10 protein-coding genes are annotated in these 12,017 nt (G+C 71.1%); 2 read left to right on the top strand and 8 right to left on the bottom strand.

Annotated features, from left to right (window positions below; genetic code table 11):
• The 4 genes from pepN to AOK17_RS42380 all read right to left on the bottom strand — a co-directional run.
• A partial coding sequence (pepN, locus tag AOK17_RS42395) for an aminopeptidase N (protein ID WP_063997371.1) occupies nucleotides 1-1,527 on the bottom strand: 1,527 nt, incomplete at its 3' end.
• 94 nt (nucleotides 1,528-1,621) lie between these two features.
• Nucleotides 1,622-2,095 (bottom strand): response regulator, encoded by a 474-nt coding sequence (locus AOK17_RS42390; protein ID WP_055617986.1) that lies wholly within the window; start codon nucleotides 2,093-2,095, stop codon nucleotides 1,622-1,624.
• A 127-nt stretch (nucleotides 2,096-2,222) separates the two neighbouring features.
• Complete coding sequence (locus AOK17_RS42385) at nucleotides 2,223-2,585, bottom strand: chorismate mutase (RefSeq protein ID WP_055617988.1); 363 nt, start codon at nucleotides 2,583-2,585, stop codon at nucleotides 2,223-2,225.
• Between the two features lie 97 nt (nucleotides 2,586-2,682).
• Nucleotides 2,683-3,573 carry a helix-turn-helix domain-containing protein gene (locus AOK17_RS42380; protein WP_055617985.1) on the bottom strand — a complete coding sequence of 297 codons (891 nt, stop codon included), beginning with the start codon at nucleotides 3,571-3,573 and terminating at the stop codon, nucleotides 2,683-2,685.
• A gap of 122 nt (nucleotides 3,574-3,695) precedes the next feature.
• On the opposite strand from AOK17_RS42380, the gene AOK17_RS42375 reads away from it, so the two are divergent.
• Complete coding sequence (locus AOK17_RS42375; protein WP_055617987.1) at nucleotides 3,696-5,447, top strand: glycoside hydrolase family 35 protein; 1,752 nt, start codon at nucleotides 3,696-3,698, stop codon at nucleotides 5,445-5,447.
• A 56-nt stretch (nucleotides 5,448-5,503) separates the two neighbouring features.
• Here the strand turns inward: AOK17_RS42375 and AOK17_RS42370 are convergent, their stop codons facing one another.
• A complete protein-coding gene (locus AOK17_RS42370; protein WP_055617984.1) occupies nucleotides 5,504-6,292 on the bottom strand; it encodes an alpha/beta fold hydrolase in 789 nt (262 codons plus the stop codon).
• Between the two features lie 243 nt (nucleotides 6,293-6,535).
• The gene (locus tag AOK17_RS42365; protein ID WP_055617983.1) at nucleotides 6,536-7,333 is read right to left on the bottom strand and encodes a S1 family peptidase; all 798 of its coding nucleotides are present in this window, start codon (nucleotides 7,331-7,333) and stop codon (nucleotides 6,536-6,538) included.
• Between the two features lie 174 nt (nucleotides 7,334-7,507).
• Between AOK17_RS42365 and AOK17_RS42360 the strand changes: the two genes are divergently transcribed.
• Nucleotides 7,508-8,416 carry a hypothetical protein gene (locus tag AOK17_RS42360; RefSeq protein WP_055617982.1) on the top strand — a complete coding sequence of 303 codons (909 nt, stop codon included), beginning with the start codon at nucleotides 7,508-7,510 and terminating at the stop codon, nucleotides 8,414-8,416.
• Between the two features lie 183 nt (nucleotides 8,417-8,599).
• Here the strand turns inward: AOK17_RS42360 and AOK17_RS42355 are convergent, their stop codons facing one another.
• Both AOK17_RS42355 and AOK17_RS42350 read right to left on the bottom strand, forming a co-directional pair.
• A complete protein-coding gene (locus AOK17_RS42355) occupies nucleotides 8,600-9,646 on the bottom strand; it encodes a hypothetical protein (protein WP_157881512.1) in 1,047 nt (348 codons plus the stop codon).
• A 112-nt stretch (nucleotides 9,647-9,758) separates the two neighbouring features.
• On the bottom strand, nucleotides 9,759-12,017 hold a 2,259-nt coding region (locus AOK17_RS42350), incomplete at its 5' end, for a helix-turn-helix transcriptional regulator (protein WP_055617980.1).

Raw genomic sequence — 12,017 nt, 5'->3', positions numbered from 1 at the left:
TTCGGGGGCGGGCTGTTGCGGGATGTCGGTCTCGTAGCGTTCACGCAGGAGGAGTGCGCGGCTGTCGTTGAGGTCGCGGTCGTAGACGCCGACGGTGACGCGGTGGGGGCGGCTGCCCGCGCGGTCGAGGGTGAGGGTCCACTCCCCCGGCTGTGCGGTGACGGACGCGGTGAGGGTGTCGACGCCGGTGGTGCGCAGCCAGGAGTCGGCCCAGGCGTGGACGTCGCGTTCGGTGGCGGCGGCGAGGGATTCGATGAAGTCGGCGAGGGTGGCGTTGGCGAACTTGTGTCGGGCGAAGTGGGTGTTGATGCCGGTGAGGAAGTCCTTCTCGCCGAGCCAGGCGACGAGTTGGCGTAGTGCGGAGGCGCCCTTGGCGTAGGAGATGCCGTCGAAGTTGAGCATCGCGGAGGCGGTGTCGGGGACGGCTTCGGGGTCGGGGGCGACGGGGTGGGTGGAGGGGCGTTGGTCGGCGTCGTAGCCCCAGGCCTTGCGGACGATGCCGAAGTCGGTCCAGGTGTCGGTGAAGCGGGTGGCTTCGGTGAGGGTCTGGTAGCCCATGTACTCGGCGAAGGACTCGTTCAGCCAGATGTCGTCCCACCAGCGCAGGGTGACGAGGTCGCCGAACCACATGTGGGCCATTTCGTGGGCGATGACCATGGCGCGGGTCTGGCGTTCGGTGTCGGTGACGGCGGAGCGGTAGACGAACTCGTCGCGGAAGGTGACGAGTCCGGGGTTCTCCATGGCGCCGGCGTTGAACTCGGGGACGAACGCCTGGTCGTAGGAGTCGAAGGGGTAGGGCTCCTCGAACTTCTCGTGGTAGCGGTCGAAGCAGGCGCGGGTGATGTCGAGGATCTCGTCGGCGTCGGTGTCGAGGTGGGGGGCGAGCGAGCGGCGGCAGTGGATGCCGAAGGGCAGGCCGCGGTGTTCGGTGCGTACGGAGTGCCAGGGTCCGGCGGCGACGGCGACGAGGTAGGTGGAGATGAGCGGGGTGGCGGCGGCCCGCCAACTGCCGTCGTCCTGGCGCTCGGTGATGCCGTTGGCGAGTACGGTCCAGCCTTCGGGGGCCGTCACGGTCAGTTCGAAGACGGCTTTGAGGTCGGGCTGGTCGAAGGCCGCGAAGACGCGCTGTACGTCGTCCATGAACAGCTGTGTGTAGACGTATGTCTCGCCGTCGGTGGGGTCGGTGAAGCGGTGCATGCCCTCGCCGGTGCGGGAGTAGCGCATGGTGGTGTCGATGCGCAGTTCGTGCTCGCCGGCGGTGAGGTCCTTGAGCGGCAGCCGGTTCTCGTCCAGGGAGTGGGCGTCCAGGTCGAGAAGGGTGCCGTCGAGGGTGACGGAGCGCAGTTCGGCGGGCTTGAGCTCGACGAAGGTGTCCCCGTCCGCGCGGGTGGAGAAGCGGATGACGGTACGGGAGTCGAAGATCTCGTCGCCGCGCGTCAGGTCGAGTTCGATCTGGTAGCGGTGGACGTCGAGGAGCTTGGCACGGGTCTGCGCTTCGTCGCGCGTCAGTACGGACATGGGTGCCATGCTGCCTGATGGGCGTGGCCGGGCACAGGGGTGTCCTGGTCCGGGCGGGGTTGCGCCCCCGGTCGGCTGGGGTCGCGCCACCGGTCGGTCGGGGTTACGTCCCCGGTCCGACGTACCGTGCGGCACTCGGCTGTTCCTTCACCAGGGCTCGGAGTTCGCGTACTTCGCGTTCCAGGGACCGGTAGCGCTGGTGGGAGTCGTACAGGTAGCGGACCTTGGTGCGCAGGGCCCAGGGGTCGATGGGTTTCATGACGAGGTCGGCGACGCCCAGGCGGTAGGCGGTGGCGGTGAGTTCGGCGTCGGGGCCGAAGCCGGTGACGAGGATGATCGGGATGAGCTGGGTCTGTTCCACGCCGCGCATGTAGCGGACGACGTCGAGGCCGCTGACGCCGGGCATGCGTACGTCGAGGAGGAGCAGGCCGACGTGGCCGCGCAGGACTTCCTTCAGCGCTGCGTCGCCGCTGGTGGCCCGCGTCAGGTGGTAGCCGAGCGGGGCCAGGGCGCTTTCCAGGGCGTAGAGCGTTTCCTCATGGTCGTCGACTATGAGGATCTTGGCATCCGGCGGCATGGAGCGAAGTCCCCTCGCTTGGACGACAAGCTTATGTCCGAACAGGCCGACAGGGAGTACTCGTGGACTGACAAGGAGTGCTCGGCGCAGCATGCCTCATTTCGGCGCGGACGCCGAGAGGGCGTGCCTACAACGTGTCCGCGCCGCCCGTGCCACTCGTGCCGCCCGCGCTGTCCGCGATGCTCTCGTGGTGGCGGATGACCTCGGCGATGATGAAGTTGAGGAGCTTCTCCGCGAACGCCGGGTCGAGTCTGGCGTTCTCGGCGAGGCTGCGCAGCCGGGCGATCTGCTGGGCCTCGCGGGACGGGTCGGCGGGCGGCAGTTGGTGGGCTGCCTTGAGGTGGCCGACCTGCTGGGTGCACTTGAAGCGTTCGGCGAGCATGTGGACGACGGCCGCGTCGATGTTGTCGATGCTCTCGCGCAGCCGGGCGAGTTCGGCGCGGACGGCCGGGTCGACGCCGCCCGCGTTTCCGGTGTTGCTGGTGGTCATGGACGCCAACCCTACGTGGCGTGCCGCGGGTGGTGCGCGGCCGTTCGATCAACGTGCTCCCGAGGAGCCTCGGTCATCGTGCCCCGAGGAGTTCCGGTCATCGTGTTCCCGGGGAGCGGAGCATCGGCGGGTCGTCGGGGTCGGGTACCTGGTTGCTCCAGCCGCCGGGGACGGTGCGTCCCTGTTGTTCCCGGAAGCGCACCGGTGCCGTGCCGACGCGGCGGGTGAACAGGCGGGAGAAGTAGGCGGGGTCGTCGTAGCCGACGCGTCTGGCGACGGCGGCGACGGGGAGTTCGGTGGCGGCGAGGAGTTCCTTGGCGCGGCCGAGGCGGATGCCGAGGAGGTAGTCCTTGGGGCTGCAGCCCGCGCCGCGGCGTACGGCGGTGCGCAGTTCGGCGGGGGTCATGCCGTGGCGGGCGGCGTGGTCGGCGACGGAGAGCGGTTTGAAGGCGTCGCGGGCGAGGGCCTGGAGGACCTGTTCGCCGTCGGGGGCGGTGTCGGCGCGGGCGCGGCGCAGGGTGACGAGGAGTTCGTGGACGGCGGCGCTGGTCTCGACCTCCAGGAGGGGGTTGCCGAGGCGGGCGGCGCGGGCGATGCGGGCGACGGTGGTGCGGGCCGGGCCGGCGTCGGAGAGGGGGACGACGGGCCGGGCCGGTTCGATGTAGCCGAGTTCGGTGTACGTGTCGGCGGTGGGCCCGGTGAAGTCGACGAAGGCCTCGTCCCAGCCGGTCCCGGGGTCGGGCGCGTAGTGGTGGGGTACGCCGGGGGTGAGCCAGAGCAGGGCGGGTGCGGTGACGGCCGTGCACCGCCCGTCGACGGTACGGAACCAGCCGCGTCCCGCGCTGACCACGACGGCCACGTGGTGGTCGAGGGTGCGGGGTCCGACGGTGGGCAGTGCCCCGTACTGGAGGCCGACGCCGAGGCAGACGAGGCCGAGCTTGTGGTGGGCGGGTCCGGGGCTGAAGAACCGCATCCAGGTGTGGTACATCGGCTGTCCTCCCACCTGGCCGGTAAGCCCGTCCCGCGCTCCGTCAGCTGCGGCACCTGCGTCCAATCACCGCCGATCTTTGTCCATGGACCGGGTCGCCGCCAGGGGTCAGGGTGGTGCTCATGACCGAGTTCACGGTGGGGGACACCGATTTTCTGCTGGACGGGCGGCCGGTGCGGCTGTTGTCGGGGGCGCTGCACTACTTCCGGGTGCACGAGGGGCAGTGGGGACACCGGCTGGCGATGCTGCGGGCGATGGGCCTCAACTGTGTGGAGACGTACGTCCCGTGGAATCTGCACGAGCCGCGGCCGGGCTCCTTCCGGGACGTCGAGGCGCTCGGCCGGTTCCTGGACGCGGCCCGGCGGGCCGGGCTGCGGGCGATCGTGCGGCCGGGTCCGTACATCTGCGCCGAGTGGGAGAACGGCGGGCTGCCGCACTGGCTGACCGGCGAGGTGGGCGCCGGTGTGCGCACCCGTGACGAGCGGTTCCTGGGTCATGTGGAGCGCTGGTTCGCCCGTCTGCTGCCCGAGATCGTGCCCCGGCAGATCGACCGCGGCGGTCCGGTGCTGATGGTGCAGGTGGAGAACGAGTACGGGAGTTACGGCTCGGACCAGGTGTATCTGAGCCGGCTGGCCGACCTGCTGCGCGAGGGGGGTGTGAGCGTGCCGCTGTTCACGTCGGACGGTCCCGAGGACCACATGCTCACCGGCGGTTCCCTGCCCGGTGTCCTGGCGGCCGCGAATTTCGGGTCGCACGCGCGCGTGGCCTTCGAGACGCTGCGCCGGCACCGGCCGACGGGTCCGCTGATGTGCATGGAGTTCTGGTGCGGCTGGTTCGACCACTGGGGCGCCGAGCATGTCGTACGCGATCCCGGTGACGCCGCCGACGCGCTGCGGGAGATCCTGGAGTGCGGGGCCTCGGTGAATCTCTACATGGCGCACGGCGGTACGAACTTCGCGGGCTGGGCGGGTGCCAACCGGGGCGGCGGCGTGCTGCACGACAGGGTGCTGGAGCCGGACGTGACGTCGTACGACTATGACGCGCCGATCGACGAGTACGGGCGCCCCACGGAGAAGTTCTGGCGGTTCCGGTCGCTCCTGGCCGCGTACACGGACAGCCCGCTGCCCGAAGTGCCTTCCGCACCGGCCCGGTTGGGCGCCCCCGCCACCGTGGAGCTCACCGGCTGGGCGCCCCTGTCCGCCGTGCTCGACGCGCTCGGCGGGCCCGAGAGCGAGCGGCCCGTGCCGCCTTCCTTCGAGCAACTGGACGTCGACCGGGGGCTGGTCCGCTACACGGTCGACGTTCCGGGACCGCGCCGCCCGTACCCCCTGACCGTGCGCGGTCTGCGGGATCTGGCGACGGCGTACGTCGACGGGGAGCCGGCCGGAGTGCTCACCGAGGACGAGCCGCAGCTCAAGGAGCCGGTCGCCGGTCCCGCGCGCGTGGACCTGTGGGTGGAGTCGCTGGGCCGGGTCAACTACGGCCCGCGCACCGGGGAGACGAAGGGCATCACCGGGGGCGTACTGCACGAACGGCAGTATCTGCACGGGGTGCGGGCGCGGGCGCTGCGCCTGGACGCGTTCGACGCCGGTGTGGAGCAGGTGCCGTTCCGGCCGCTCCCCGATTCCGGTGCCCCCGGGCTGTACCGCGGCACGGTCACGGTACGCGGCGCCGGGGACGCCCGCCTCGAACTCCCCGGCTGGACAAGGGGATTCGCCTGGATCAACGGCTTCAACCTGGGCCGCTACTGGTCCGTCGGCCCGCAACGGTCCCTGTACGTCCCCGGGCCGGTCCTGCGGGAGGGTGCCAACGAGGTGTGGCTGCTGGAGTTCGAGGAGGCGTCCGGGGCCGCTCCTTTTCTCGCTCAGGTGTGACGGACTTATCGTGTACGCGGATTGAAATCCTGTACGCGGATTTGACCGACCGGGGGTCAGCTATTTGCCGCGGCTCGCAGAATGAGCCCGGCGATTGCTTTCGGGTGCGTGACGAGCGACAGATGTCCGGAGTCGACCTCGATGGTCGTGGCATTCATACGCCGGGCCATGAATCGCTCAAGGTCGGGATTGATGGTGCGGTCGTCCTTCGAGACCGCGTACCACGACGGCTTCTCGCGCCAGGCGGCGACGCTCGTGGTGGGCGCGGCGGTCGAGAGCAGACCCTGCGCGGCGTAGAGCACGAGGGCCTCTTTCCTGGGCACGCCGTTGGCGAAGTCCTTCAGGAAGGCCGACCGGCCGATCCACTTGAAGCCGCCCGAGGTGATGATCCCGGAGGTGACCGGCGGGGTGGGGAACCTGGCGGCGAGTGCGGCGAAGTCCTCGCCGGCCTCCGGGGCGCGGGCGGCGACGTAGACGAGCCCCGTGACGTTCGGGGCGAGTCCGGCCTCGGAGATGACGGTGCCTCCGTAGGAGTGCGCGACCAGGAGCGTGGGCCCGTCCTGCCGGGCCAGGGCGAAGTTCGTGGCGGCGACGTCGTCGGCGAGCGAGGTGAGCGGGTTCTGCACCGCGGTGACGTTCATGCCCGCCTCCTGCAGCAGCGGGATGACCTTCGCCCAGGAGGAGCCGTCCGCGTAGGCGCCGTGAACGAGTACGACATTGCGCACCGCGGGCTTGCCCGGAGGGGTTTCCGCCCGGGCTGCCGTGGCGCCGGAAAGGGTTCCGGAAAGCGTGGTTGCTGCGACTCCCGCGCCCAGCGCGGAAAATCGACGACGGCTGATTTCCATTGTTGCCTTCCCTTGCCCGCACACGGTTCTTGCGGGCAGTCTGGCATTGCCGTCGGGGACAGCCGTGACGCTTTGACGCGCGCGTTGCGAATTCATTGCTGTTCGCTTTGGTGTACGTCATCTGCGGTTCGCCGTACGGAATGCCGGGGTCGATCGGGCGGCGCCCGGCAAGCCGAAACGGCCCGCCGGATGAACCGACGAGCCGTCACGGAAGATCGAGGCTGAAGCGTCGCCGGATCGGCGCTAGAGCGTCGCCGCGGCCCGGGCTATCGCCGCGGAGAACGTGGAGACCTCGGTGTACACCCCCGGTACGAGTGGCCGGGCGCAGCCGTCGCCCCAGCTGACGATCCCGACCTGGAGCCACTTTCCGCTGTCGTCCTTGCGGAACATGGGCCCGCCGGAGTCGCCCTGGCAGGTGTCGACCCCGCCGCGCGGAACCCCGGCGCAGATCTCCTGCCCGGCGATGAGCCGGCTGCCGTAGTGCCGCTTGCACTGGCGGTCGGCGACGAACGGCACCTTGGCCTTGAGGAGCTGCGTGGAACCGGTGTTCGCGTTCTCGGCGGTGTCGCCCCATCCGGCGATGGTGAACGTGCCCCTGTTGTAACGGGTGTTCGTCGCGAGCTTCAGCGTGGGCAGGTTGATGGGCCGGGCGAGCTTGATGAGCGCCCAGTCCTTGCCGCTGCCGTTGTAGCCCGGGGCCTGGAGGACCTTGGTGGACTTGACCTTGATCGCGCCGGCGGCGTTGAGGTCGGCGACCCCGGCCGTGGCGGTGATCCGGGTGGTGTTGCCCGAGCCGTCCACGCAGTGCGCGGCGGTCAGGACGACGTCCTTCTTGTAGAGGGCACCGCCGCAGCCCATGGAGAGGCTGACCATGAACGGGAACTCGTTCTGCGCCGCGGGCGTACCGCCGACGACCGGCACCGGCGCCGCGTGCGCGGCGACGGGCTGGAGGCTGGCGGTCGCGAGGGCGACGGCACCGATCGCCGCGGCCCGCTTGAAGGCGGATCTCTTGAGGAGACTGACTGCCCTGTTTGTCAACATGATCCCTTTCGTGGGGGGTTGAGTGCGCAGAAGAGCGCACAGAAGTATGAGGATCATGACGCATGGGCGGCAAGGGTGGATCTCACTCCCCCACCGGGCAACCCAACCCAGGAGAATCCGCTCGCGTCCCCTTAAAGTGGAATGGGGGTTCAGGACCTCTCTGGGGGTACGGACGTGACGAACGGCGGTCCGGTCGAGCACGGCTACCCGCACCTGGACACGGTGCGGGCGGCGATCACCGCGCTGTACAAACGGCTCTCGTACGACACCATCCACACCTTCGACACCAGCGTGGCCCCCGCCGACGTGGCGTTCTGCGACACGGACGATCTCCATCTGGGCGCCCAGCGGGTCGCCCGCGAGCTGGTGCGGCACTTCCGTCTGCCGGATGCCCGCATGATCGTGAGCTTCCGCGAGATGGAGCACGCGGCGAACGTCGAGCTCGCCGCGGGCCCCGAGTACTTCATCGAGCTGAACGACCGGTTCCGCACCCACCGCAGGGACATCGGCGCGGCGCTCGCGCACGAGGTGATGCACGTCTATCTGCACCGCCTGGACCTGTCGTTCCCCGGCACGCGCGACAACGAGATCCTCACGGACACGGCGACGACGTATCTCGGCGCGGGCTGGCTGCTGCTCGACGCGTACCGGGAGGACTCGGCGTCCTCGCAGAAGCTGGGCTATCTGACGCCGGAGGAGTTCGGGTATGTGCTGGCCAAGCGGTCCCTGGTGTTCGGCGAGGATCCTGCGACCTGGTTCACCAGCCCGCAGGCGTACACCGCGTACACGAAGGGCATGACGCGGGCCCGCCACGACGAGCGGCAGCCGCCGCTGACCGCGGCGGGGTGGGCGGGGCGGCGGCGGTACGCGAAGGAGCGGCGGCATGCGCAGGATCACGCCGTCGGGGCGGCCGGGACGACCGACGTGCCGTACGCCTTCACGCCGGACGCGCCGGGCGGGCGCGGGCCGCTGAGGGTGTCGTTTCCCTGTCCTACCTGTCATCAGCGGATTCGGGTGCCGGTGCGGGGGCGGGTTCGGGCGCGGTGCGGGCTTTGTCGGACTGTTCTGGAGTGCGATACGTAGGTGGTGGTGGGTTGTTGGGTGCGAGTCGGGTGGGTGCTGGTCGCGCAGTTCCCCGCGCCCCTGACGGGGCGCTGCAGCGGAAGGCCGCCGCCCGTCTGTGCCGTTGACGGGTGGCGGCCCTCCGGCCCCCGCATCCCCCTGTTTCCCCCGAGGTTGGATCAGCCGTACGGCCGCGCCGCTCGCTCAGTCGTACATGCGCCAGTCGTACGTCAGTTGGTAGTGGCCGCCGTGGCCGCGGTAGTCGGCGACCGCCGGGGCCGTGAAGGGGCGGCCGGCCCAGCGGCCGGTGAGGGAGGGGATGACCGCGTTGACGGTGACGGGCTTGAAGACCTCGTCGCCGAAGAGGCCCTTGAGCTGGTCGAAGACCCAGCCGACGGCCGCACCGACGGCCATCCCGATGAGGATGCCGACCGGCCCGCCGGAGGCGCCGATCGCGCCCCCGATGGCCGCGGCGAGGTAGGCGGTGACCTTCTTCTTGATGAGGTCGAGCAGTGCGCCCACGTAGTCGGCGAGGCCGCCCCAGTCGACCTCGGCGAGCACCAGCGTGACGAAGTACGACTTCGGGTACTTGGTGCCCTCGTCGAGGCCGAACCAGTGGAAGCGGCGCGGCGGGTCGTACACCTTGACGTCGCCGTCGTCGAAGCTGCGGACCTTGAACTGGCCGATCTTCAGGGTGTCGCCGCTCTCGTCCACGCTGGTCCCGGCGAGATGGATCTCGTCGGATCCCCACTCGGACGTCTCGTCCAGGCACTTCACCCGGTGGATGCGCAGTTCGAGTTTGTGCAGGGCGGCCGGTACGGCGGCCAGGCCCTGCGGGGCCGACTCCTCGGGGAGGAGGGAAGTCGGCGGCTTCCTGAGTTCGTCGGCCGGGAACCTCAGCCGCTCGGGAAAGCCGAGCCGCTTGACCTGTGTGTCCACCGAGGCGGGCGAGCGCAGGTCGACGCGGGCCAGGTCACCGAGCCGCCGGGTCCGTACGGCACCGGTCTTGAGGTCGGCGAGGACCGTGGCCGCCGCCTTCTTCTTCCTTTCGTCGGTGAGGCTGTCGAAGCGCCGCGCGACGAGGTGCTCGGCGGCCGTCCGGTCCGCGGGCAGTGGGTACTTGGCGGGTTCCGCGTAGTGGGCGGCGACCTTGTCGGCGGCGAGCGTGAGTTCCTGGACGACGCGCTCGGTGACGGCCCGCACCTTGGCATGCGGGACGTCGGTCACCATTCGATGGGTGTTCTCCGGCATGTGTTCATCCCCCGTTGGTCACTGCTCCCTTCGCGACTGTTTCCGCGAAGGTCCGACCGACGGTACGGACAGGGGGAGTCCGGGCGCCCCGGGATGCGCCCCGGGGGAATCCCTAGGGTGCGCGTCCGGCGCTGGGCCCGGCTCCGGACTCAGGCCCGTCGGCGGCCAGCGCTGCCGTGAGCCGCGTACGGGAGTCGACGCCCAGCTTGGGGAAGATCCGGCCGAGGTGGTACTCGACGGTCTTGACGCTGATGACGAGTTCGCGCGCCACCTGCCGGTTGGTGAGCCCGGACGCGACGAGGCGGGCGACGGCCAGTTCCTGGGGTGTGAGCAGCGCCGCTCCACGGGTCCGTGGCTCCCGCTCGGGCGCGGACCCGGCGGGACCGAGTCCGCAGGCCGCCAACTCCCGTTCGCAGCGCCCGAGATCGGGCGGCGCGTCGAGGCGTACGAGGAGGTCGCGGGCGGTACGCAGCTGCTCGCCGGCGCGGGTGCGGCGGCCCGCCCGGCGCAGGAAGCCGCCGTACGCGAGGTGCAGCAGCGCGCGGTCGAAGGGTGCCTCGACGTGTGCGGCGTGCTTGAGGCCGGAGCGGAAGGCGCGCTCGGCGGCCACGGTGTCGCCGCGCGCGGCCTCCAGGGTGCCGCGGGCGCGGGCTGCGGCGAGCAGTGCTCCGTGGTGGCCGCGCTGGGTGGCGAGGGCCTCGTACGGGGCGAGGGCCTGGACGGCGTGCTTCTCGTCGCCGAGGGCTGCCCAGGCCTCGGCGAGCAGGTCCGCCCAGGGGACCGTGCCGGGCTCCTCCAGGTCGCCGCGCGGGGCGAGCGCGAGCAGGGGTCCCAGAGCCGCGAGGACCTCCTCGGGTCGGCCCTGGGCGCGGGCGAGGTGGGCCTCGGCGAGCGCGGCCCACAGGGTGGGGTTCACATGGCCGCCGGCCGCGTAGACGCGGGCCACGCGCGCGTGTGCCTGCGCCTTGGCGAACGCGCCCCGCACCGCGTGCACCTGGGCGGCGAGCATCCTGCAGTACAGAGCGATGTGCGGCTGGTCGGTGTCGGCGGCCAGGGACAGCGCGAGGTCGGTGTGCACGATCGCGTCGTCCCAGCGGCCCGCGCGGTACTCGGCGGAGGCGAGCGCGGTCGCGGCGACCACCCGGAAGGACGCGGCGCGCCCGTGGCACGCACCGAAGACCCCGCCCAGATCCCGTACGGCGCCGGTGAGGTCGCCGGTCCACTCGCGCAGGGTTCCGCGGCCGAGGAGCTCTTCCAGCTGGGCGGGGGTGGCGAGCGCCGGGTCGGGCAGCGGGGCGAGTTCGGCGAGCGTCTGCGGGGCCCGGCCGCTCATGGCGAGGCCGGTGAGGCGCAGGACACGGATCATGTCGGTGGCCGTGTCGTCGGGTGCGAGGCGGATCGCGAGGTCGGCCCATTCGGCCATCTCGACGCCGTGCGACATGCTGCCGTGCAGCGCTGCGAACTGGCCCGCGATACGTGCCCCGAGGACGGGTTCGGCCGCCGGATCGCACCGGTGCCAGGCGTCCGTGAGCAGCGCCTCGGCGCGATCCAGGTCGAACAGGCTCAGCCTGCCCAGGAGATAGCTGCGCCAGCCGCCGGGGGTGAACTGCGCGATCCGCTGGGCGACTTCACCCATGTCCGGTACGTCTCCGGCGAGCAGCGCGCACTCCACGGCTTCGAGCGTGTACTGCTCGTACGCCGCCGGTTCCGGGCCGAGCCGTGCGGCGGCCGTCAGTTGTCCGGCCGCGTTCGCCCAGGCACCTTCGGCGGCGAACTTCCGTCCCAGGGAGGCGAGTTCGGCGGCGAGTTCCGGATCGGGGCCGGCCGCGGCGAGCGCCCGGTGGCGCAGCCGGTGTGCCTGGTCCCGGACAGTGCGGGCGGCGCTCAGGTGCAGGGCGGCGCGGCGGGAGGGGCCGAGCTGGTGGTAGACGGCGGCGTGTACGAGGGGGTGCGGGAAGCGGATCAGCGGATCGCCGGGTGATTCGATCAACAGGCCCGTGTGGACGGCCTCTTCGAGTGCGATGAGGACGTCGGCGGCCCTGCGCTCCTCGTCGAGCAGGTCCGCGCCCGCGACCTCCCAAGCGTCGGCCGGCGTGCAGTGCGTGCCCAGTACGGCAGCCGCGCAGACCAGGGCGTCGGCGGCCGGCGAGCAGGCGGCGAGCTTCGCCAGCACGAGGGCGGTGAACGACTTGGGGGCGGGCGGCGTCACACCGGGCTCGCCGAGCACCTCCAGGAGTCCGGCTCCCTCCTGTTCGAGGAGCGCCTTCACGTGCAGGGGGTTGCCTGCGGTGTGCGCGTGCAGCCGTGCGGCGGCCTGTGCGGTGAGTCCCCGTACGCCCATCCCTCCGCCGAGTTCGGCCAGTTCGGCGGG

This window comes from Streptomyces phaeochromogenes (assembly GCF_001418655.1).
Taxonomy (GTDB): Bacteria; Actinomycetota; Actinomycetes; order Streptomycetales; family Streptomycetaceae; genus Streptomyces; species Streptomyces phaeochromogenes.
The sequence above is the reverse complement of the archived record's forward strand: the minus strand, read 5'-3'. Positions and strand labels throughout refer to the sequence as shown.